Origin of the sequence: Rhizobium sp. R693 (assembly GCF_002211315.1) — a bacterium.
In the GTDB taxonomy this organism is placed as follows: domain Bacteria; phylum Pseudomonadota; class Alphaproteobacteria; order Rhizobiales; family Rhizobiaceae; genus Rhizobium.
This window is the reverse complement of record NZ_LOKY01000001.1, coordinates 53057-74809: the sequence shown is the minus strand read 5'-3', so window position 1 is coordinate 74809 and position 21753 is coordinate 53057. Positions and strand designations below refer to the sequence as shown.

Genomic DNA, 21753 nt, shown 5'->3' with positions numbered 1-21753 from the left:
ATTGCGCCGGGCTTGTTTCACGTCGCGCTGGCGTGGTCGGTGGCGTCTTCCCGAACTTGCAGAATGCGGTCGATAAGGCCCCATTCCAATGCCTCTTCCGCCGTCATGAAGCGGTCGCGATCCATCGCTTGCTCGAATTCTTCGTAGGTGCGGCCGCAATGCTCGGCGTAGAGCCGCGTCATGCGATGCTTGGTCTTCTGCATTTCCTCGGCATGGATCAGCATGTCAGATGCCTGCCCTTGGAATCCGCCCAGCGGCTGGTGAATATGGATGCTGGCATTGGGAAGCGCGGTGCGTTCGCCTGGCTGGCCGGACATCAACAGGAACGAGCCCATCGAGCGGGCGGTTCCCATGCACAGCGTATGTACCGGGGCGTGAATATAACGCATCGTATCGTACATCGCGAGACCGCTGGTTACGACGCCCCCCGGCGAATTGATGTAGAGATGGATCGGCCTTTTCGGGTTTTCGGCTTCGAGAAACAGCAATTGTGCGCAGACAAGTGCCGAGACGGTGTCGTTTACTTCCCCGTTGAGGAAGATGATCCTCTCACGAAGCAGGCGAGAATAGATGTCGAAAGACCGCTCTCCCCTGCTGGATTGTTCGACGACCATAGGGACGAGTTGCATTGCTCCGCGCATCGGCGAACTCCAATCATTCGAGATTTTCGGGAAGGCTTGCCGCGTCAGGCGGCGAGCATGATAGTCGGGCTGTTGCCGTTGGCGACCGTTTTCGCCAGCCGCTCGAAGGTCGCGCCGGTCAGCTCGTGGACGATCCGCAGGGTGGTTCCGCCCGATCCATTCGGGGCGATCGTGAAGGTGACGGTGCTTTCGAGATGGGGCGGTGTATCGTCGCGCAATTTGTAGCGGATTTCCTTGCCCGGCGTTTCGGAGAGCGACTGTAGATTGGCAAGTGCGTCGCTCGGCAGCCATTTCTCCCGGAATTCCGCGATGCTGATCGCCCGCCAGACCTTCTCCGGCGACGCGTCCAGTTCGTATCTCTGCTCGAAACCGCTTTCCTGCACCTCGGCCTTCATGTCGTTCATTGATCCATATCCTTCAGCAAGAGCTTGAGGGCGTCGATGCGAGCCGGCCAGTAGGCGCGGTATTTCGCCAGCCATTGAGCGATAAGGGCTAGCCCGTCCGGATCGACTTCATAGTTCACGAAGCGGCCCTCCCTTTGTTCACGCACCAGCCTTGCCGCTCGCAATACGGCGAGATGCTGGGACATCGCCGGTTGGCTGATATCCATGCCCTGGCGCAGCGTGCTGGCATTCATGCTGCCGTTCGCCAGCTTTTCGAAAATCGTGCGGCGGGTCGAATCCGCCAGAGCGCGGAAAATATCATGTTCGATCATGACAACACATAAGCACACACTTATGCGATTCGCAAGCCTGCCTGAAAGCAAACCGGAATTTCGTGGTGGCCGGATTGCGATACTGCAGTCGTCGAGCGGGAAGCACAGCTGATCACCGAGCGCTTCCTGGAATTTACTAACGAGACCGAGATGAGAACGAAGCTGGGTCTCGCGCCGCCTATGCTGATCGGCCGAGGCCGCGCAGGTGAGACGATGTCATGAGCTCGCCGGGATGCGGGCGATGACCTTTATCTCAAGGGCAAACCCGGCGAGCCAGTTTACGCCAAGCGCAGTCCAATTCGGATAGGGGGGCTTGCTGAAAACCTGTTGCTTGGCTGCCATGATCGCTCCGAACTGGTTTTCAGGGTCGGTGTGGAACGTGGTGACGTCTATGATGTCGTCCATCGTGCAGCCCCCTGCGCTCAGCGTGGCCTGCAGGTTTTCAACGGCAAGGCCTACTTGGCGCTCGAAATCGGGCTCGGGGGTTCCGTCGGAACGGCTGCCGACCTGTCCGGACACAACAGCAGGTCACCGGATCGGATAGCGGCGGAATAGCCGTGCTCTTCACAAAGGTTGTGCCTGTTGGCAGGAAAGATTGCTTCGCGTTGAGTCATTTTGATCTGTCTTGTTGCTGGTGAGCTGCGGGCAGCGCTTCACAAGCTCATGCCAGATTGATATAGCGGCGTATGTGAAATATCACGCGCGGCGTATGTCAATTCCATGTACGCGTCGTATGTAAATTCGAGTGATTGCATGGCGAAGACACGCACCGAAACGATGTAGGAAAACCGCGTGAAGTTGATCGAGGCGGCGCGAAAGGCATTTGCGGAAAAGGGCTATGCCGCAGCGTCAATGGACGATTTGACCGCCGACGCCGGTCTCACACGGGGTGCGCTTTACCACAACTTTGGAGACAAGCGCGGGCTCCTGGCGGCGGTTGTCGATCAGATCGACACGGAAATGGCGGCGCGCGCTAAAGAGATCGGGGCTCAGGCCACTAGCGATTCGCAGGGTCTTCTCGCTGAGGGCGCGGCCTATATCGAGATGGCGCTGAATCCGGAAGTCCAACGCATCGTCCTGCTCGACGGACCTGCGGTGTTGGGTGATCCCTCGCAGTGGCCCAGCCAGAACAGCTGTCTACAGGTGACCGGGAGCACTGTTGAAGGCCTCGTTGCACGCGGCGTCCTCAAGTCGCTTGATCGGAAGCCTCCGCCCGATGGCTGAGCGGCGCGGCTCTCAATGCTGCGCTCTGGATCGCCGCGAGCGAAAACCCGCAAAGCGAGTTGCCGAAAGCGGTCGAGGCTTTTCATGCCATGGCGGCAGGTCTGCTTTTGGAGCCGTTATGATCGACTTAGGCAAGCGGCGAACTTCCGGACTGGAATGTTCAGTTGAAGCTGCCGCTTTCAAGGCAGTGAAGGGCTGCGACTGGAGCAACTTCCGCTTTTGGTACAATCCTGCCCTCACGACGACGGTGAAGCACCGGGGTCTTCAGTTCGGATCCCAACTGTTGCGGTAAGTCTTTGCGTGATCTCTGCTGACAGGTTCGTGGCTCCAATCCCATCAAGCATTTGCCATTGCTGTTCAGGTGCTCAGATCGCCACCAATGCCAATCGGACCATGGCGATCACCAGGTTTCCCCAGCAGTCACCTCCTTTGCCAGTTCACCTATCACCGAACGCAACCACCTGTGGGCCGGGTCGTGGCGGTAGCGAACATGCCAAGCCATCTCGACCGGAAAAGTTCCGAGATCGACGGGGGCAGGAAGCTCGATATCGACGACTGTAGCCGTTGGCGGAACTTTTCGAGCACATTGCCTCTTCTGGCAAAATGTTTTCGTGTGCCACGATGGTGGTAAAAGAAGGCATCAACAGGTTTGATTTCGGGCGAAGCGGCCTGTTCGCTCGAAGCGATCTCCAGATCACGGATCTGCTCCCATGAGTTAGGTCGTTGCGGCTAGATGGCTACCGCACCGTTGGGGCCGGCGTACTCGGTTTTGAACTTTCAGGCCCCGCGAACGCGTTCTCGGCCGATAGATCCATACGTCTTCTTTCGTCGCAAAGCTCGAAACCGAATACCGTATCTGTCAGGAGGCGGCAATCTTCCTTGCTGTATCCTCGACAAGACGGAGCCGCTCAAGCTCGAGGAGTGCATCAGGAAGAGCGCGATGAGCCGGGTTGGCGGGCTCCGACCGTGCGATGACATTGGCGACCAAAGCCGGAACGTCGACTGTAGTGCCCGTATTGAGGATAGCTAATGCCACCTCGGTAAAGAGATCGTCGGATTTCCGCAGTCGCAACGCATGACGTGGCATTCCTCCTCCTCGAAGCAGCGTGCTGAGCCACTTCCCGTCCCACGAAGGCGAACTGGCATAAAGCTCGTTTCCTGAGAGTTCCGCCATGAGTTCCTTGGCGACGAGTTCGACGTCGCTTCCTTCCTCTTGCAAGCGATCGCGCGAGATACCGTGGACCTTTTCTGCATCTGCGGACCAGTCCGTCCATCCGGGCTTTGGCTTGATCAGGAGCGACCGCGAGCGACCGTCCTCGAAGACCCAGGCAATTTCGATGGGGTAGCTGTGCTTGCTAAGGGAGGAGGCTTCGAAGTCAAGGAATACGATCATGGCCAGTAGGTAGAGCGGGACCGACTTGGTCGCAACGCCCGATCGAAACCCACCGAGGAAAAGATCACAATCGGATCCCGTTCTCTTTGAGCTCTTGATGGGCCAGCCCAGCTCGAGCGCGTCAACGTCGGCCACGACCATCAGATCGAGGAGGCGGCGGAAAATCGCGCCTGTGGACGGTCACCGCGGGGGAGGGGGTCGGCGACGAATCTTTAAAAGCAGTGCGATTTCGCGATCCTGCGTCAACAAGCAATCGGGCCCAAAATTGGATGGAGCCTGTGAGCTGGCACCGGTCGTGGCGACATTTGCGTCGCTACCGGGGCGGGGTGTTTGCGAGGCAAATCCACCGCAAAGTTCTCGCGGTCGCCGACGCGCAGGGGCGCTGTTCTGGGTGCGGGAGCGACCGCAGGCCCATAGACGAGACTGCGCGCGGAACGGTGGCCGTTCCCCGGTTTTCCTGGATTTCTGCACGCCGAGTTCTCGTCGCACAGACCCGCTCCGACCGGACTCTTCGAGTGCTTGCGATCCGGGGCGTCGTCACCACCCTGAGGTGCCGCAGAGCGTTGCCGGCTTTTCCGAGCGCCGATATGCGGGTTCCGTCAACCCGATGGTGCGATGCCCGTGGAGGGATACCACCTCTGTTCATATCGGTTGCCGCCACCGCGACTCGGTGGCAGACAACGTCCTGAACATCCGGACTGTCAGGTGGGTTGGCCCAAAGTTTGCAGCGCGACACTTGGTTGGCGCGAGTCCGGCGTGCTGGCGTCGCGTATCAGCTCGTACTTCACTTGCGTGACCCTCAAGTCGCGGTACCAGTCTACAAGCGCCCCCCATGGGTCCGACACTTTGTTGAGGCCCGCAATGAAGGCGACGACTGTCCCAATCTCGATCTTGCCGGTTATGACATAATAGCCGCCAAGCGCGAATATTCCGGCAAAGCCGAGCTGAAACATCAGGTTCATAAGAAAGTTGAGCGCATATTTGAGTTTGTAGATGCTCATGTTTGTCGAAAACAACCGCTGGACGCGGGCGGCCTGGTGCTGCGGCGATTTTGGAGAGGTGTGGTCGACCATCTCCTCGCTAAGGTGGCGCATGACGGTGATCTTCGTCTTGACGCGCTGATTGATCAGCCCCTGTAGAATAGGGACCAGGACGGACTGCGGGACGAACACGGCAATGACGGCCAGAGCGAGGAGTGGCTGAAGGTAGATCATGTAGCTACCGACTGCCAGGAGGATGCCCGCCTGTAGGATTGGCTCTGACAAACTGGTGCCGACAAACGCGCCCACAGGTTCAGCCTCCGCAAGCACGATCGACATTTCGACGCCTTCGGCCAAGGTCGTAAGGTCATCGGGATGATGCTCTTTCACATCGATGACTTTCATGCGAAGCCACCGGATGGCCACTTCCCCGATCCAGCCGCGGTAGATGTTCAACACGAGCTTGATGCAACCTTCGCTGAGGGCGAGCGCCAGGTAGGTAACCACGAGCACGAGGATCGTGGTCAGAGTTGCTCCCTGCGTCGCGCCGTTTACGATGCGTCGTTGAACCTCGAGCGGCAGAATTCCCACGGCAAACAAAAGAACCGACAGCAACACCAACAGCGCCTGATGGCCCTGTCCCATCATCAAGATGAAACCGGAAAGCCTGTGCGGCATGGCCTCTTCCTTGCGAATTTGCATGTCCGCCTCCGTGTCTTCCTGAGTGGATGCCTCGCGTCGTCTGCCCTCAAATCCCATCGCGCGTCCTCCTGCAAAGACATTCAGCCAGATCCTGGGCCATCCTTCATTGACACACCGCAATTTGGCTGCCGCCATGGTGGGGGTGGGGCCAGCCTTTCCTACAAGCCCCATCTTCGGACAAACCATACCTTCGCCAGATGTGCGAGGATTGCATAGAGAAGGAGGATTGCCGCCAGCATTGGCCAATACAGAAGAGGCAGGGACACGAAGCCCAGCGCGGTACCGATGCCAATGAAAGGCAGGCAAATGCCGGCGCCTGCGATCAGCAGGCTCGTTGTCACGAGGGCTGGGCTGGCTGAGCTTTCGATGAAGGGAATGCGGCCAGTCCGTATAACGTGTATGATTAATGTCTGCGTCAGTAGGGACTCCACAAACCATCCCGTCTGGAAAAGGGCAGGGTTCGTCCACGCCTTGAACACGAACAGCATCATGGCGAACGTCAGATAGTCGAAGATTGAACTAACCGGCCCGAGCACCAGCATGAACCTGAAGATGCCAGCTATGTCCCAACGGCGCGGCGATGCGATGTATTCCTCGTCGACCGTATCGGTCGGAATGGCCGTTTGCGAGAGGTCGTAGAGCAGGTTGTTGGTGAGAACCTGAATTGCTGTCAGGGGAATGAACGGCAGGAGGATGCTCGCACCGAGGACGCTGAACATGTTTCCGAAATTCGAGCTCGCGCCCATTCTGATGTACTTGGTGATGTTCGCAAACACCTTGCGCCCCTCGATGACGCCCTCTCGCAGCACCAGCAGGTTCTTTTCCAAAAGGATGATGTCGGCTGAATCCCGGGCTATATCCGCGGCGCTATCGACCGAGACGCCGACGTCCGCGCTCTTGAGTGCCGGGCCGTCGTTGATGCCGTCACCGAGGAACCCGACCACATGCCCGCTCGCCCGTAGAAGTCGCACGATGCGCTCCTTCTGACCTGGAGTGAGTTTCGCAAAAACCGTGGCAGACGCTGCCGTGCTCGCAAGCTCGACGTCAGTCATTGCCTCGAGGTGCGGGCCGAGAAGGACGTCCTGGGCCACCTGGATTCCGACATCACCGCAGATCTTCCGTGTGATGACCTCGTTGTCTCCAGTAAGAATCTTTACGCGGACGCCGCTGGCTTGCAGTGCGGCGATGGCCTTCCGGGCGCTCTCTTTTGGCGGGTCGAGGAACGAGATGTAGCCGAGCAGAACGAGGTCGTTTTCGTCTTCGACGCCGTAGTCCGGCTTCGTCCCGCTCATCTCCTTGTAGGCGACTGCGACGACCCTGAAGCCGCTCTTATTCAGCAGTACGGTCTCCTCCTTGGCCGTCTTAAGATGTCGGGCGTCCAGGGTCTTGATGGTCCCGGCATCTTCGTACCTCGTCGAGACCGCGAAGATCTCCTCGACGGCGCCTTTGCAGATGAGAATGTGCCTGTCGTGTCCGCCGGAGACGATCACAGACAGCCGCCGACGGGAGAAGTCGAACGGAATCTCGCCGATCTTTTGGAAATGCTCGTCGACTCCAAGAGCTTCATGGACGTCGCCGTGCTCCAGAACAGCGACATCAAGGAGGTTCTTCAGTCCTGATTGAAAGTAGCTGTTGAGGTAAGCGTAGTGCAACACGCGCGGCGAATCCGCGCCATGGATATCGACGTGCTGCTTGAGGATGATCTTGTCCTGCGTCAGCGTCCCGGTCTTGTCGGTGCACAAAATATCCATCGCACCAAGGTTCTGGATCGCGTCCAGACGCTTGACGATCACCTTGGACCTGGCCATCGCCAAGGCGCCTTTGGCGAGATTGACGGTCACTGCCATCGGGAGCATCTCGGGTGTCAGCCCAACGGCGATCGCCACGGCAAACAACAGAGCCTGCAGCCAGTCCCCCTTGGTGATTCCATTGATGAGGAATACCGAGGGGCCGAGAACGAGAGTCACGCCAACCATCAGCCAGGTAAACCGCTTGATCCCGCGATCGAATGCCGTCTCTTCCTGCTGCGCCACGACCTTTTCGGCCAATGCTCCAAAGAAGGTGTCTGCCCCTGTTCGAATCACCAAGCCTCGAGCGAATCCGCTGACGACGTTCGAACCCATGAAGCAGAGATTGCTCCTGTCCAAGGCATCCTCAATGAAATTGCGAGGAGGAGCTGCCTGCTTTTCGACGGGCATTGCCTCGCCGGAAAGCGCCGACTGGTTCACGTAGAGGTCCGTGGCATCGAGGAGGCGGAGATCGGCGGGAATGAGGTCGCCCGCCGACAGCGCCACGACATCACCGGGCACGAGATCGTCGACGGCGATATCCTCAGTTCTCGGATGCGTCTCGCCAGGACGGCAAACGCTTGCAGTTGTCCTTACCATCGCACGGAGCTTCGCGGCAGCCTGGCTGGAGCGATGCTCCTGGAGGAATGCCATCCCGACGGAAAGAACGACGATAGCAGATATGACGATCGCAGCCCGAATATCTCCGAGGGCGTAGGACACGAGCGAAAGCGCCAGCAGTAGGGCGTTCAGAGGGCTTCTGGCACGTGACCAGATCTCGCGCAGCAGGGGCACGCGCTGCTCGCGACTGACCACGTTCGGACCGTATTGCCCTCGCCGAAGGCGAGATTCAGCCGAAGAAATGCCAGAATGGCTTGAACGAAGCAGCTCACAAGCTTTGTCCTGCGAGCACTCGCTCATCGTCCCGAGGTCTAAGAGAGGAGATGTGGGCGAGGAGATGGCCTCCGCAATCCGCGTTCCAGCTCTTATGTTCATCATGCCGTTCGAACTCCAATTTTCGTCGGGAGACCAGTAGCTGGAATGCCCTTCAAAGAAGGCCCCAACTACGCAAACGTCATGAGCTGATGTCTGTCCCCGTCGTCGATAATTTCGATGGCGAAGATTTTTCCATTGTCATCCTGTATCGAGATCTTCTGCGGGCGATCGACGACGTGCGTCATGCCCTTGAATGATATTTCGAGAGCGTCTTCCTTCGGCTCATAGGTGGCACCGAGCAGGGGCGCCGATCTCACCAGGACCTGATCACCGATCGTTGCGCCCAGCACTTCGATCTTGATTTCCCTCCCTTCCAATTCCTTGTGAAGGCGCGAGAAATAAGCAGTCCATTCGGATTTTGGCAGCACCGTAACACTCATCTTTTCATCTCCTTCTGTTAGGTATCCTGCCCCCGAGAGCAGGGCTTCTGTCGTGCGCGATGTGTGAAGGGGCATCATCCTACTCCTGCCTCGGGCGATGCCCGCATTCTGAGAAAGCAAAAACGCCTGAAAGAACGACAATGAAGGCACCCACGACAATGGCGGCCCAGGTTGCGGCAGCCGGCTCCACGAACGGCTCGACGATCCAAGGCAACACCATGAGCCAGATGCCGAGCACAAATTCGACAAGAGCTTGCCAATGCCCAGGAAGCACAATGCCTGCCACTGCGATCGCCCCGGTTGCCAGGCCTGTCAGAACAAAGGCCCACGCCATCGTGTCGCCCGCCATGGGATCCCCGAAAGTAGCCGGTAGCAACCATGGGGCTGCAAACACTGATGTTCCCAGAGTAACCATTATCGGATCCTGCGGGCCTGGTTCGTTCATTGCCTCCTCCCACGGCCGAGTTCGTGACGGAGACAGAATAGAATTCTTGGTTCAGGGCACATTGCGCTCGATCAAAATGAGTGATCGGCGAACGAAATTCCGGGCGTGCCAGGGCGCTGCGCCATCCAAACAGCCAACACATAAGCCAGTCGCCCCGAGATCATCGTGAATTCCGTCACCATCCGCCTGGAAGGAGGCGCTTCTGTCGCCCGGATCGCACTGTGGCCCTTGCCTGCGCGGTTCCGGCATGACCTTTCCATCGAACCGGCTTCGGATCATGGAACGGTCTTCGTATTACGTCGCGCAAAGCAGAACCCGATTGAAGCTGATCTACTGGATGCCAGTCGGCCAAACTGCGCCCGCTCTTCGATGCGCTGCCGAGCGCTCAATCGGAAGAACAAGTTACTGCCGGACATGACGCTGGAGCTGAGAACTGGGCGATCATCGCCACTTATCGAGACCAGAGGGCTGTCGCACTTGTGAGCGCTGCAAACCCATCTGCGCCGCCGGGGCAGACCTCCCGAAGAAACCGATGTGACAGAAGCCTGTGGCTCCCCCTTTGTCGAGGACGTGCGAAAAAAGCCCCGCAGGCGCGGGGCTGGGTTTATTTGGACATAGGGAAAGGCACCGCGTCATGACATATCGAACGCAAGCGTACCAACCGACATCAAAGCCGTCGGCTCGATCTGGTTCCAACACCAAGAGGCAGGTTGCTTTTCAACCCGCTGTGATCTCGATCTTCCGATCGTTTCTCTTCGCATTGGAGGTCTTGGGCAGTGTCACCTTAAGGACGCCCTTCGCGAAGGCGGCGCTCACCTTCTCCGTATCGACGTAGTCCGGAAGCCGGAACGAGCGCTGAAAGGAGCCGTAATGACGTTCAGAAACGTGATACGATTTATCCTTCTCCTCCTTCTCCTCGGTCTTCTCGCCGCGGATGGTCAGTGTGCCGTTCGCGAGCTTGACCTCGATGTTCTTCTCATCAAGGCCGGGGACTTCCGCCGTGATTTCAAAGGCGTCGTCCTTTTCTACGACATCAACGGCTGGTGACACCATCCATCCAACGGTCGATCCTCCAGATATGCTTCCCAGCAAAGGCCGGGCTAGAGGACGCCATGAAGCGGGACCAAAGTCGTCGAACAGACGGTCAATTTCCGTGCGAAGGGACTCGAACGGTGACCAGAAGCCGCCTTGCGCCGGAGCGGGGGTCTTGGGTTCTTTCTTAACGGGGAACTTATCGGGCATGATCATCTCCTGTTTTCCAAGGAGGTCCGGAAGCCGGATCCCATACAGTTACTTGTGCTCGAGATTGAGCCGGATGATCAAAGCACGTTCAACACCTTCGAACTTTGATTCCGGTCAAAGAACGAGTCTCCGCTGACCATACCGTCGCGTCCAAACCAGATGGGTGCGACCGCAATGCTTGGCCCGTGCTCGCAGCGACGACAGATCAAGCCAAGCTCTTCGTCAACCCTGCCGAGGTGAAGCGCAGAAAGTCGTGGGGGCCATCGATTGGCTCCTTGCGCGCTGATACCTGTCAACGACAGCCAACCGGAACGCGATAAGTCCTACGATCCTTTTCGCAGCGCTTGATCGTCACTGCCTTCAGGAGCATCCGGCCCGTTGAACATTGATGCATGTCAATGCGCACGTTCCCAATGATCAGTAATGGTTCTTGTCAAAGGAGTTGGGACCTTGGCTGATGATCGGACCTACCATGACGATTGGAGGACAAAATCATGGATTGCGAGGATAGACGAAGATTACTCGAGGATCGATACATCTTGGATTTTGAACGGTCGCTCGAAACGCGGTCGCGTCGAAATTGCCTCTTGGCGCAGTGGGTATGTTCTTTGATCGGACGAAATGACAGGGATGCTTATGTTGCCGAAGTCATGGATGCGGGCAGGTCCGCGCCGGGAGACGAAGTCATTCTGCGAAAGGTCCTGAAAGACCTCCAGGATGCTGGCGAGGACGTCGATGGCGCGACGCTACAGAAAGAGATGCACGAACTCATGTTCATGGCCGCCGAAGATATGGCGCGCGAAAGCGCAAAGACTGAAGGCCACGGAAAACTTCACCAGGGCTTCTAGCGCGGTTCGACCATCTCTCCAGGCGCTGGAGTTGGTCTTTGCCCTTTGCGATTTTCCGGGAAGTATATCCGCGTCTTGGAGCGTACGTCAGCCGACCCAAAAGGCACATGCATGGCAGCAGGCATCCAGGAGCAATTTGCAGGCAACCTGGCATTTGTCGTTCTCGCTGTCTTTACGTTGGCACATCATTTGATCTGGTCTCGACGTTTCATCGGCGCCTACGAACGGCTTGTCTTGGGATCTGTCGCGGGTGTACCTCGGCCGGTGCGATGTTGCTCGCGTTCGATTCCATTCGGAAATCTATCTCGACTTTCGCTTTGTTCCGCTTGCCCTTGCGGCGGCTTTGGGGGGCAGTGTCGGCCGAGGCCGCCATGATACTGGCCTGAGCGTAGGGCGGCGGTGCTATCCTCAGCCGTAGTCGTGTTGCGCCTCGTTGGGGTCACCATCCGCTCCGGGTCGGTGAGATCTTTCTTGGACAGGCCAAAGCGAAGTCTAAGCTTTCATGGTCACTCGTGATACTTTTGCGAACGAGTGTGGCGAGCGAAATCGGCAAGAGCATCTGGTGGAACCTCGGCGTTTGAGAGCCGCCTCATCGCCCAGTCGGCACCTTGGCTCAACACACCTCACTGAACGCAATCTGGGGAGTTGACGTTGTCATTCATTGATCGGTCCGATGCGGGAAGGCAGCTAGCGTTGGCGCTCGAAAAATACCGAGGCAAAGACATCGTGGTGCTCGCTCTACCGCGCGGCGGAGTGCCCGTGGCAGTCGAGGTGGCAAAGCATCTCGACGCGCCACTTGGTGTGCTCTTGGTACGGAAGATCGGGCTGCCAAACCGGCCCGAGGTAGCAATGGGCGCCATTGTGGATGGTTCCGAGCCGATCACCGTGCGCAATGAAGAGATCATCCGCCTCGCTCAAGTTTCCCCGACTGAATTCGATACCCTGCGGCAACGAGAGCTAGCAGAAATCGCACGGAGGCGGCGAACCTATTTGGTCGAAAGATGCCTCCAGGATGCTTCCGGCAGGGTCGCAATCATCGTGGACGATGGCATTGCCACGGGAGCGACGATGCTGGCAGCCGTCCGGGGGCTGAGGCAGAGGAAGCCTGACAAGATAATCATAGCCGTGCCGGTTGCACCATCGGACGAACTACCTCGGCTGAAGGCAGCGGCTGATGACGTCGTCTGCCTTGAAATTCCTCCTGTTTTTAATGCGGTAAGCTTGCAGTATGAGAATTTCCCGCAATTGACTGACGCGGAGGTTGTTGAGCTACTTGAGCGGTGTTGAGCATCAATCTGACGACGGGGCCTGTGCAGTTGGAGTGAGCCGCAAAACGTGAAGGCAACAGCTGAGGGTGGGAGCCCTTGGACACGATCGCGGCGGGCTCCCAAAGCGATCTTGTCCAGTCCTTAATCATCGAGACCGAGGCGCCACCACAAGCAGTCATTAGGCCGCATCGCTTGGCAGTCTACGCGACTGCTTCGGGCTGTTGCGACGGGGGAGGTTCGGGAATTTCCGTCATTGTTGCCTCCGTCAGAAGAAGCACGCCGGCAACCGACACTGCATTTTCCAAGGCGACACGCACGACCTTCGTCGGATCAATGATACCTTCCTGAAGCATATCAACATAGCGATTGCGCGCTGCGTCGAAACCGATCATTCCTTGGCTTTCCAGCATCCGAGCAACGACAACTCCGCCATCGACAGCGGAATTCTCGGCGATTTGGCGCGCCGGCGCCTCCAGTGCCCGCCGGAGGATCTGAACGCCAGTTCGCTCGTCACCGTCGCAGAGCGCTTCCGCTGCCGCGACGGCACTGACGCACCGCAGGAGTGCTAATCCGCCCCCGGGGACCACCCCTTCCTGAACGGCAGCCTTGGTCGCGTTTATTGCGTCGTCGAGGGCCTCTTTCTTTGCCCTCATCTCGGCTTCGGCCGGCGCGCCGACCCGGATAACGGCAACCCCACCGGAAAGCTTCGCCAAGCGCTCCTGCATCTTCTCACGATCGTAGTCGCTGGTGCTCTTTTCAATGTCTCTACGGAGCTGGTCGGCGCGTCCCTTTATTTCCGACGGCTTGCCGCTGCCGCCAATAATCGTCGTCGTATCCTTGTCGACAATCACACGCGAGGCAGTTCCGAGATGCTCGAGCGTGATATTCTCGAGCTTGAAACCAAGATCCTGGGAGATGAGCTGACCGCCCGTCAGAATGGCGATGTCTCGCAGCATCTCCTTTCGACGATCACCGAAGCCGGGTGCCTTGACGGCGCAGTTATGCAAAGTGCCACGAATCTGGTTTACAATGAGGGTGGCGAGGGCTTCCCCATCGATCTCCTCGGCGATCACCAAAAGCGCCTTGCCTGATTTCGCGATCGCCTCCAGAACGCCGACGAGATCATTGAGGGCAGAGATCTTTCGATCGAAGATCAGAATCCGGACATCTTCCAAGACGGTTTCCATCTTTTCGGTTTCGGTGGCGAAGTAGGGTGAGATATAGCCCCGGTCGAATTGCATACCCTCGACAACATCGAGCTGGGTCTCCATCGTTTTTGATTCCTCGACGGTAATTACACCGTCCTTCCCGACCTTTGCCATCGCAGTGGCAACGAGCTTGCCGATCATTTCATTGTTGTGGGCGGAGATCGCTGCCACCTGCTCCTTTTCCCTGTCCGTCGTCACCGGGCGGGAGAGCTCGCCAAGGGCCTTGATTGCTGCGGCCGCGCCTCGGTCAAGACCGCGCTTAAGATCAATTGCATTGGCGCCTGCTACGACATTGCGATGACCATCGGCCAACATCGCATGCGCAAGAATTGTTGATGTGCTCGTGCCGTCTCCCACGACCTCGCCCGTTTTCTCGGCCGCCGTGCGCAACATTCTGGCGCCGAGGTTCTCCTCGGGATCCCTTAGGCTGAATTCCTTCGCGATCGTAACCCCGTCGTTGCAGACGATCGGCGTACCCCATTTCTTTTCGATGAGGACGGACTTCGATTTCGGTCCAAGTGTAAGGCGGATGGCGTCCGCGAGCTTCGTAGCTCCTTGCAACACCTTGCCGCGAGCTTCGGTTCTGAAAAGGACTTGCTTGTATGGCATCACAGCCTCCCAACGCGTGGCGGGCTTGTCGAAAGCCACCCGTCTTGCGCCATTCAGGATGGCGCATTTTAGGCCGAGATTGTTTGACCAGTATCAAATTGGTGTCATGTGATCAGATAGACAGGCCGTCGACTTATTTCGCCGCGTGGAACGGGGCGGGGACAAGCCTGGTTGCAAGGCCGGGCTGCCCGATCACAAACGGTCCGTCAATCCTGCGCTCAGAAACATTGTTCATACCGGAGGGAACGGCCACCGGGGTGCTGAGGGGCAGGCACATGCAGTTTGGCCCGCTCGCAAATGCACTGAGAAACGGTTCGCATTGACCCCGGTCAATGCGGGACGAGAGCACGCCGACCAGGATTTCTCCTCTGAAGAAGGAGGATCTCCATGCTCGTCCAGGATCAATCCGCAATCGTGGCCTTTTTGAAGGAAGCCTTGCGCAGGGATGAGCTTCCTGTCGAAGTCATAAGCACGCATATATCGATCATTTTTCTGTCAGGCGACCGCGCTTATAAAATGAAGCGTGCCGTCAAACTTCCTTATGTGGATTTCTCTTCGATCGAGGCCCGGTTGGCTGCTTGCCACAAGGAGGTCGAGTTCAACGGCGTCACCGCGCCGGAAACCTACCTTGGCGTTAGATTGATCACAGAAGAGGCAGCGGGCCATTACAATATCGACGGCAGTGGCCCGTTACGCGAAGCGCTCGTCGAAATGCGTCGTTTCGACCAGTCGGCGTTGCTCGACAACGTTGCCAGGTCGGGCGGCTTGACGCGTCAAATGATCAACTCATTGGCATACGCAATCGCGCGCTATCATCGTGGCGCAAAACCTGACGACACGGTTTCAGGGAGAAGAGCCGTCTCGTCGGTTCTGGAGATCAACGAAGCTGGATTTGCAACAAGCAATGTCTTTTCTCGAGAGGAGGTGCTAGGGCTCACATCCAGCTTCTATCAGTCTCTTGCGGGTCTCGCCGATCTCCTTGAACAACGCGGTCAGCAGGGAAAAATACGAAGGTGTCACGGCGATCTTCACCTCAGGAACATCTTCCTGCTGAACGGCGAGCCACGTCTGTTCGACTGCATCGAATTCAATGACCGGATAGCCACGAGCGACGTACTCTATGATCTTGCGTTCTTGCTGATGGATCTATGGCATCGCAGAGAGTTCGGGCTGGCGAACAGCTTGATGAATCGCTACCTTGATGAGATGGACGACGAGGAGGGCTTCGAGGCGCTGCCGTTTTTCCTGGCCCTTCGCGCTGCAGTTCGCGCCCACGTTCTTGCAACCAATGCGACGGATGTGCAGCCGCAGCAGCGCGACCATCTCATCAAAGAGGCAAGATCATACTTCCGGCTCGCAGGTTCGATGCTGCGTGCGAAACCGCCCCGTCTGTTGGCGATAGGGGGCCTTAGCGGCTCAGGCAAGACGACACTTGCGGAAGCCCTGGCACCGCTTGTCGGCGCCCCACCGGGTGCCCGAATAATTGAGAGCGACAGGCTCCGAAAGGCAATGCACGGTGTTCCTTCCGAGACAAAGCTGCCGGCGGCAGCTTACCGACCAGAAATCTCGGCTAAGGTTTACCGGGAGATGGCTTGGCGTGCGCGCCTCCACGTGAAGGCGGGCGGTTGCGTGATCGTCGACGGCGTCTTCGACAAGCCGCGGAATCGCAAGTCAATTGAAGAGTCGTGCAACGGGGATGAACGATTTTTTCAGGGCGTCTGGCTTGACGCTGATCCAGCACTTCTTAGGCGGCGTGTAGTCGACCGATTAAAGGGCGTGTCGGACGCCGGAATTGAGGTCTTGGAGCGACAGCTTGATCACGAGCTAGGCGTTATAGCATGGCAGCGGTTTGACGCAGGAAAGCCCATCAGTATTCTGATTGATGAGATACTTCACCCGTGCGACGCGACAAAAGAAAACTTCGATGTTTCGATCTAGAAATGCGGCGCGCTGGAGGCCGTCGCCACAGACAGGCGGGGGCCGCTGAACATGCGCGGTTCAGTGGCAGTTTCATCACCTGGTTCTGGATTCCTGTAAGACTTCCCAATCACTACGCCGAAGGGCGCCTGATCCATCGGCTTCACCATGTGCTGCAAAATACGATCAAGCGCCAGAGCTGAGCTTAACGTATTCGAGACGCGAACTCTAAACCTTTCGCGCCTCTAAACCTTTCGAGCTTTAGCTTAGACGCAGATGATCCTCGACGGACTTCACGCCAGCGGCGGACCCACGCGGCATGTTCCGCAGCCTGGAGCTCAGACCAGCGCTTGACGGTTCCATCAAGGGTGACCTTGCCGTCAAGCACAGTTACTCGAATGGATTGAGCCTCGAGTTCTGCGTCGCGCCGAAACGCTTCTTCGATCCGCCGCTTGAGGTTGGGCGAGGCGCAATGGCAATAAGGTTGGAGATACCGACGACGCCGGCCAGATCACGAACGGCGGTCGCAGCCGCGCTTTTCTGGTACTGCCATCCGACTTTACCTTTCGAGCGTTACCCAGCCGTTCTGCACCCTGGCGGTGACCGCATCCCTTGGTACGGTTGTGCGCCATGCAAGCGCGCTGATGGGGCGCTTCGCGATCTCGTTGTGCGCGGTGATATGCGTGCCATATGGGTTTTTCAGCGTCGGTGGCAACGTGGCGGTCAATATGATCACACCACCTTCTGCCGTGACACCTATATGGGCCGCATCGATGCTCGGCTCCAGTACGCTCCAGTACATACTGTCTTAGCGTAACGTCTGTCAGGGGAATGCCTCCTTCCATGCTTCGACGAAGATCGATTTTGACGACGAACGGAAACGTGAACTTTGACCTGGCTCAACACGGCGCCCGCGGCACCAGCTGTCGCACAATTTCGTCTCAATTGATCAAGCGCAATGTAGGTCAGCCAAAAGGGACGGATTATGAACGCAAGTTCTTCCCTCGATGAGCTTTGGTCAATGGAGGAACGTCATGAACGATCTCGCACTGCGCCAAAGCATTATCGATGAACTCGGGTGTGAACCGAGCGTCGATGCAGCCAATATCGGCGTCGCGGTGGAGGAGGGCGTTGTCACCCTGTCAGGCCATGTCGGGTGGCGTCACCGGTTGGCGGGAACGCAATGCTGCGGAGCGGCGGCATGGTCGATTCCTGGGGTTGTCAGTGTCACCAACAATCTTGCGGTCAACGGTTGATCCTGGATGGCGCGAACAGAATTGACAAGGCTGAATCCGGCCTGGCTAAACAAGTAGGATTGCCAACATGCACGCCCAAGACGGTTACAAATGGTTGCGCTGGTTGGTTCTTGGCCATGCGTTGCTGCTCGTTCTCATGGTGATGATCGCGACCGTGTTCAGCGTGCTCTTGTATCGTGCAAACAGCGATGTCACCCGGTCGGATTTTCGTCTGCAACGATCGATCGAGGATCGCCTTTGAGGAAGGGAGCGATTGAAATGTCAATGGCATTGAAAAACATGACGCATGCGGAATGCCTGGAAATGCTGAAAGGAGGGCACTACGGCCATCTCGCTTGCAGCAACGACGGGCAACCTTACGTCGTTCCGATCTACTTCGCGTTTCAGTCAAGAGTGGCCTACAGCTTCGCCATGCCTGGACGCAAAGTCGAGTGGATGCGACACAATCCGAAGGTATGCCTTCAGGTCGAGGAATGGCCATCGAAGGGCAGCTGGAGAAGCGTCGTGCTCACTGGCAGTTTCCAGGAGTTTCCCGACGACGAAGTCTGGCACGAAGAACGTCTTCACGCTTGGTCTTTGCTGCAGAAACACATCGATTGGTGGGAGATCGGCTCGCTGAAGCCCGACGAGGTTCCGCCAGCGCACGCCTACACACATATCTTTTACGGCATTTATATGAACGACGTCTCCGGCCGAGCCGCGATGCAGATTGGCTAAATGTGCAGGCAACGATGTCCTTCGTCGCCCATAAGCATAAAGGCCTTCCGTAGGTCCAGCCACCCAACGGTTGTCTCTGATGGACCCCAAGGCATTGAAGAGATGAAGAGATTGGTGGCAGGCGCCGTCAATGGCTGCTCTGCTCCATCGGAAACGCTCCCCCAAATCTCAAGGCGGATCTACTAAAGCGTGTCGCAGCTTACGTGATTCAGGATTCCGTTTTGACGATTCACTTGGCCATGGAAGGGGGAGGCGACCATGGACAAGCCGCATCCAATAGAGTTGCGTGAGCGAGTGGTTGCGTTCGTAGAGGAAGGCAATAGTCATCGCGAAGCATCCCGGCATTTCCGGGTTTCGCCTCGGTTCGTCAACAATATGATGATCCTGCACCGATTGAAGCGCTCGGTCGCGCGGGGCAAGCAGGGTCATCCACCAGGCGGCGGCGAATTGATTGCGCACAGCGATTGGATTGCCACGCGTATTGCCGGGAATGGTGACGTAACGTTGGACGAGTTGTGTGTCGAACTGGCCGAACGCTGTGTGAGGGTCTGTTCCGGCTGGGGGCGAAAGGACACGTTAAGCTCTTGACCCGGACGGCCGCTTGGCGAATCGCCAATTGATAGGCTTGCTTGCCTTACGCTTCCGGTCTCCCCAGGCGTAGCGCTTCCGTCGTCACAAGCCCGGCAATCTTCTCCGATAGCGCAGGATCCGATACAGCCCGAGCGAGAGTGACACCACCGGTAAGCAGGGCGAGCAATAGAATGGCCCGATCTTCTCGCGAAGTATCTTCACGATCACCTGGCGCACCCTCTGGGAGGCCAGCAGCGATTTCCGTGATGAGGCGCTGCAATTCTTCGGTATAGGCATCTCGGGTTTCGTTGCCGGTGCGCATGACGTCGGCCGACAAGCTTGGCAACGCGCAGCTTTCACCGAGATCGCATGTCCGCTTGTACCCCAAATAATAGGTGACGAAGTTTTTCAGCCAGCGCTGTTGGTGTTCGGCCCTAAGGGCCGATATTCCCAGCCGCAATTCTTCCAGCCCAGTAAGGACGGCAATGCGGAAGGCTTCGCTCTTGGATCGAAAGTGCCCGTAGAAGGCACCGTTCGTCACTCCTGCTGCCTTTGTCAGCGCGTCGATGCCCGCGCCACCATATCCTTCCTTACGAAACATCTGCCCAGCAGCTGCGATGACTTTCGCCTGGGTACGCTTCTTATGTTCAGCGGTGTAGCGCATTTAGACCTCATAAAGAGCAGGCACTCTTTTTATCTTGATTAGAGAGTTTTCACTCTCTATCAATAGAGAGCGTCCGGTATATATCGCACCCGGACATCTCTAAAACAAGGAGAGACCATGCCCATCACACTGACCATACCGGAAGGCCTGCTGTCGCCTGCCGCGCAGGCGGAGGCCTTTGCAGGGCTGACAGAGGCCGTTCTTGAGGTCTCCGGCCTCAACGGAAATGTGTTCATGACTTCGAATGTGGTCGGCTCGATAAACGTCCTTCCTAAAGAGCACGTGCTTGTGGCCGGGAAACCAGCAGAAGCAGCGTTCGTCGAACTGAAACTGCCAGAGATCGCACTGGCGGCGCCGGAAGCTAAGCGAGCCTTTATCGAGAAAGCAACCGATGTGGTCGAACGAGCCGCAGGCGGGCGGCTCCGACGCGAACATATTTGGTCGAACATTACCTATGCACCTGACGGAGCTTGGGGGATTGCTGGCCGCAGCTATGACAACGATGACCTTATACGCGCCATCACTGGGTCGGCTACGTAACCACATTGGACATTCAGAAGAAAAGCCGGGCCAGAAGGCCCGGCAGCAGTAGGAATTTGAACTATGCAACTGGCCAACTATCTCTTCTTCACCACGCAGTGTGATGCTGCGCTCGCCTTCTATGCGGAATGCGGTCTTGGTGGGGTAACCATGTTGATGCGCCACGGAGATCACGGCATTCCACTTGCCAGCGAGGGGATGAAGGGTAAGGTGATGCATGCCCGTTTCGAGGGCCCAGGAATTTTGTTCTTCGCCTCGGACAATCACGACGCCGAGCCGATGAGAGGCTCGGCTCATATTCTCATCATGGACGATCGCGGTCGGACTAACGACCTGTTTGCGAAGCTGGCGGCTGGCGGTAAGGTGACGACACCGCTCGCGATGCAGCCTTGGGGGAGCTACTATGGCAAGCTCACGGATAGGTACGGGGTTCAGTGGATGCTGGATTGCAAAGTTTAGAGTCTTCAAAGCGATAGCGCTGGACGATGCTGGTCACTGTATTCTTGCTGATGCCGAGATCGTGAGCGATCCAGCGGTAGCTGCGGCCTTCTGCGACTAGCGACAATCGGGATGCCAAGACGACATGTTCTCACCGAGCGACAGCGCTCAGCGCTGTTTGATATGCCGACCGATGAATTGTCACTATTTCGGCGTTACACAGTGGGCGACGATGATCCGGCTTACATCGCCGCGGGCCGGAAAACAGGTTGGGGTGCGCCCTGCAGCTTTTCGCATTGCGATATCCGGGGCGCGCGCCGGCTCCGGGCGAAGTGATCCCGCATGAGGTTCTGTGGTTCATCGGGGCTCAACTCGGCGTCTCGGCTGATGCGCTCCTCACCCATGCCGCCCGGCGGCAGACCCGCCAGGAGCATATGGAGGCGTTGCGTGACAACGGACATCAGGGCGGTGAGCACGCTGTGAAGAAAATGAGATGTCAGAACCCGTTTCCCTTAGTCGGCGGAATGAATAGATCCCGATATCCAAGTTTGGGTGGTTTCTTTTGCGATTGGGCACTGACGACCTGGCTTTGTCCACGCGTCTTTGCCACGACGGTATAATCAACAAGAACCGTCGCCGCGATCGCAAGGCATATCACAGAGATCTTTAGCATTGCCGGCTCCTTTCCTATTTCGCCAGGCATCCTTCATCCAATGAGAACTTTGTTCATTGCGCTGGGTCAAAATGGCTCGGGTATATTCGTGAAGCAGCGGGTTAAGACCGGGCGACTTTGCTGCACCATCGCCCAGTGCGAGACGAGCCCTATGTCCTTCAGCAGGTTATGCCGTCTGGAGATCCTCCTGTCCCATCCGGCACAGATCGATCCGAGTCGAAGCCGGTGTGAGTAATCTCAATATGACATGGATCGTGTGCAGGCCGCCCTTGCCGTTCTATTGTGATGATCCTTCAGGCGCGGAAATTAAGCGCGCCGCGACCATTGTTTGGTGAATTGGCCACCCAACGAGCGCGCGGCCTAAGTTGGTCAATGGCGCGGATTGACGTGGCGAGGTCATTGCTTTGAAGGCGGCCGGATGGGCGACATAGCCCGAATGATCACGATCAATGCAAGTCATTGTCGGCTTTTATCGCGCTTGTTCATCCAGGCTGATGAACAACGAGCAACAACACTTTGACGCATATCAAGGTAACCCTT

General features: G+C 57.5%; 20 protein-coding genes and 6 pseudogenes. 11 read left to right on the top strand and 15 right to left on the bottom strand.

Features of this window, described 5'->3' with window-relative positions; translation table 11 throughout:
- Nucleotides 1–17: 17 nt before the first annotated feature.
- From ATY79_RS00400 to ATY79_RS00385, 4 genes and pseudogenes are all read right to left on the bottom strand, one after another.
- Nucleotides 18–641, bottom strand: a complete 624-nt coding sequence (locus ATY79_RS00400; RefSeq protein ID WP_088702571.1) for an ATP-dependent Clp protease proteolytic subunit — start codon at nt 639–641, stop codon at nt 18–20.
- Between the two features lie 44 nt (nt 642–685).
- Nucleotides 686–1045, bottom strand: a complete 360-nt coding sequence (locus ATY79_RS00395; protein ID WP_088702570.1) for an SRPBCC domain-containing protein — start codon at nt 1043–1045, stop codon at nt 686–688.
- A complete protein-coding gene (locus ATY79_RS00390; RefSeq protein ID WP_088702569.1) occupies nt 1042–1356 on the bottom strand; it encodes a metalloregulator ArsR/SmtB family transcription factor in 315 nt (104 codons plus the stop codon). The genes ATY79_RS00395 and ATY79_RS00390 overlap by 4 nt, the downstream gene beginning before the upstream one ends.
- 216 nt (nt 1357–1572) lie before the next feature.
- Nucleotides 1573–1970, bottom strand: a pseudogene (locus ATY79_RS00385) (RidA family protein).
- Between the two features lie 178 nt (nt 1971–2148).
- On the opposite strand from ATY79_RS00385, the pseudogene ATY79_RS00380 reads away from it, so the two are divergent.
- Nucleotides 2149–2702, top strand: a pseudogene (locus ATY79_RS00380) (TetR/AcrR family transcriptional regulator).
- A 278-nt stretch (nt 2703–2980) separates the two neighbouring features.
- Here ATY79_RS00380 and ATY79_RS31195 read toward each other — a convergent pair.
- The 7 genes and pseudogenes from ATY79_RS31195 to ATY79_RS00350 form a co-directional block, all read right to left on the bottom strand.
- Nucleotides 2981–3121: pseudogene (locus tag ATY79_RS31195) on the bottom strand (LysR family transcriptional regulator); the annotation flags it as partial.
- Between the two features lie 318 nt (nt 3122–3439).
- Complete coding sequence (locus tag ATY79_RS00375) at nt 3440–3973, bottom strand: transcriptional regulator (protein WP_088702988.1); 534 nt, start codon at nt 3971–3973, stop codon at nt 3440–3442.
- 701 nt (nt 3974–4674) lie between these two features.
- Nucleotides 4675–5631: an ABC transporter ATP-binding protein gene (locus tag ATY79_RS00370; RefSeq protein ID WP_245312301.1), complete on the bottom strand. Its 957-nt coding sequence runs from the start codon at nt 5629–5631 to the stop codon at nt 4675–4677.
- Between the two features lie 182 nt (nt 5632–5813).
- Nucleotides 5814–8441 carry a magnesium-translocating P-type ATPase gene (mgtA, locus tag ATY79_RS00365; RefSeq protein WP_088702568.1) on the bottom strand — a complete coding sequence of 876 codons (2628 nt, stop codon included), beginning with the start codon at nt 8439–8441 and terminating at the stop codon, nt 5814–5816.
- A gap of 65 nt (nt 8442–8506) precedes the next feature.
- Nucleotides 8507–8818, bottom strand: a complete 312-nt coding sequence (locus ATY79_RS00360; RefSeq protein WP_088702567.1) for a DUF5335 family protein — start codon at nt 8816–8818, stop codon at nt 8507–8509.
- Nucleotides 8819–8897: 79 nt separating this feature from the next.
- Entirely contained in the window at nt 8898–9263 is a 366-nt protein-coding gene (locus ATY79_RS00355; RefSeq protein ID WP_088702566.1) for an SPW repeat protein, read from the bottom strand.
- 717 nt (nt 9264–9980) lie between these two features.
- Nucleotides 9981–10505 (bottom strand): Hsp20/alpha crystallin family protein, encoded by a 525-nt coding sequence (locus ATY79_RS00350; RefSeq protein WP_088702986.1) that lies wholly within the window; start codon nt 10503–10505, stop codon nt 9981–9983.
- A gap of 494 nt (nt 10506–10999) precedes the next feature.
- On the opposite strand from ATY79_RS00350, the gene ATY79_RS00345 reads away from it, so the two are divergent.
- Both ATY79_RS00345 and ATY79_RS00340 read left to right on the top strand, forming a co-directional pair.
- Complete coding sequence (locus tag ATY79_RS00345; RefSeq protein ID WP_088702565.1) at nt 11000–11353, top strand: ATPase inhibitor subunit zeta; 354 nt, start codon at nt 11000–11002, stop codon at nt 11351–11353.
- Nucleotides 11354–12046: 693 nt separating this feature from the next.
- On the top strand, nt 12047–12640 hold the full coding sequence (locus tag ATY79_RS00340) for a phosphoribosyltransferase family protein (protein ID WP_245312282.1): 594 nt from the start codon (nt 12047–12049) through the stop codon (nt 12638–12640).
- A gap of 181 nt (nt 12641–12821) precedes the next feature.
- Here ATY79_RS00340 and groL read toward each other — a convergent pair whose 3' ends face one another.
- Nucleotides 12822–14438 carry a chaperonin GroEL gene (groL, locus tag ATY79_RS00335; protein ID WP_088702563.1) on the bottom strand — a complete coding sequence of 539 codons (1617 nt, stop codon included), beginning with the start codon at nt 14436–14438 and terminating at the stop codon, nt 12822–12824.
- A gap of 387 nt (nt 14439–14825) precedes the next feature.
- Between groL and ATY79_RS00330 the strand changes: the two genes are divergently transcribed.
- Entirely contained in the window at nt 14826–16376 is a 1551-nt protein-coding gene (locus tag ATY79_RS00330; protein WP_088702562.1) for a bifunctional aminoglycoside phosphotransferase/ATP-binding protein, read from the top strand.
- A 240-nt stretch (nt 16377–16616) separates the two neighbouring features.
- On the opposite strand, the pseudogene ATY79_RS00325 reads toward ATY79_RS00330, so the two are convergent.
- A pseudogene (locus ATY79_RS00325) lies at nt 16617–17182 on the bottom strand (BON domain-containing protein).
- Between the two features lie 207 nt (nt 17183–17389).
- Here ATY79_RS00325 and ATY79_RS00320 point away from each other — a divergent pair.
- The 4 genes and pseudogenes from ATY79_RS00320 to ATY79_RS00310 all read left to right on the top strand — a co-directional run.
- A pseudogene (locus ATY79_RS00320) lies at nt 17390–17509 on the top strand (BON domain-containing protein); the annotation flags it as partial.
- 169 nt (nt 17510–17678) lie between these two features.
- Nucleotides 17679–17852 (top strand): hypothetical protein, encoded by a 174-nt coding sequence (locus tag ATY79_RS30705; RefSeq protein ID WP_189637931.1) that lies wholly within the window; start codon nt 17679–17681, stop codon nt 17850–17852.
- Between the two features lie 17 nt (nt 17853–17869).
- A complete protein-coding gene (locus ATY79_RS00315; RefSeq protein WP_088702561.1) occupies nt 17870–18328 on the top strand; it encodes a pyridoxamine 5'-phosphate oxidase family protein in 459 nt (152 codons plus the stop codon).
- A 258-nt stretch (nt 18329–18586) separates the two neighbouring features.
- Entirely contained in the window at nt 18587–18916 is a 330-nt protein-coding gene (locus ATY79_RS00310) for a transposase (RefSeq protein ID WP_189637930.1), read from the top strand.
- A 46-nt stretch (nt 18917–18962) separates the two neighbouring features.
- Here ATY79_RS00310 and ATY79_RS00305 read toward each other — a convergent pair whose 3' ends face one another.
- Nucleotides 18963–19562, bottom strand: coding sequence for a TetR/AcrR family transcriptional regulator (locus ATY79_RS00305; RefSeq protein ID WP_088702560.1), 600 nt, complete (start codon nt 19560–19562; stop codon nt 18963–18965).
- A 117-nt stretch (nt 19563–19679) separates the two neighbouring features.
- On the opposite strand from ATY79_RS00305, the gene ATY79_RS00300 reads away from it, so the two are divergent.
- Together ATY79_RS00300 and ATY79_RS00295 are read left to right on the top strand one after the other, a co-directional pair.
- Nucleotides 19680–20102 carry a Tautomerase enzyme gene (locus ATY79_RS00300; protein WP_088702559.1) on the top strand — a complete coding sequence of 141 codons (423 nt, stop codon included), beginning with the start codon at nt 19680–19682 and terminating at the stop codon, nt 20100–20102.
- Between the two features lie 63 nt (nt 20103–20165).
- Nucleotides 20166–20561: a VOC family protein gene (locus ATY79_RS00295; RefSeq protein WP_088702558.1), complete on the top strand. Its 396-nt coding sequence runs from the start codon at nt 20166–20168 to the stop codon at nt 20559–20561.
- Here ATY79_RS00295 and ATY79_RS00290 read toward each other — a convergent pair.
- Complete coding sequence (locus ATY79_RS00290; RefSeq protein WP_245312281.1) at nt 20515–20667, bottom strand: helix-turn-helix domain-containing protein; 153 nt, start codon at nt 20665–20667, stop codon at nt 20515–20517. The genes ATY79_RS00295 and ATY79_RS00290 overlap by 47 nt on opposite strands.
- A gap of 5 nt (nt 20668–20672) precedes the next feature.
- On the opposite strand from ATY79_RS00290, the pseudogene ATY79_RS00285 reads away from it, so the two are divergent.
- Nucleotides 20673–20992 (top strand): annotated as a pseudogene (locus tag ATY79_RS00285) (DUF4158 domain-containing protein); the annotation flags it as partial.
- Nucleotides 20993–21753: the final 761 nt, after the last annotated feature.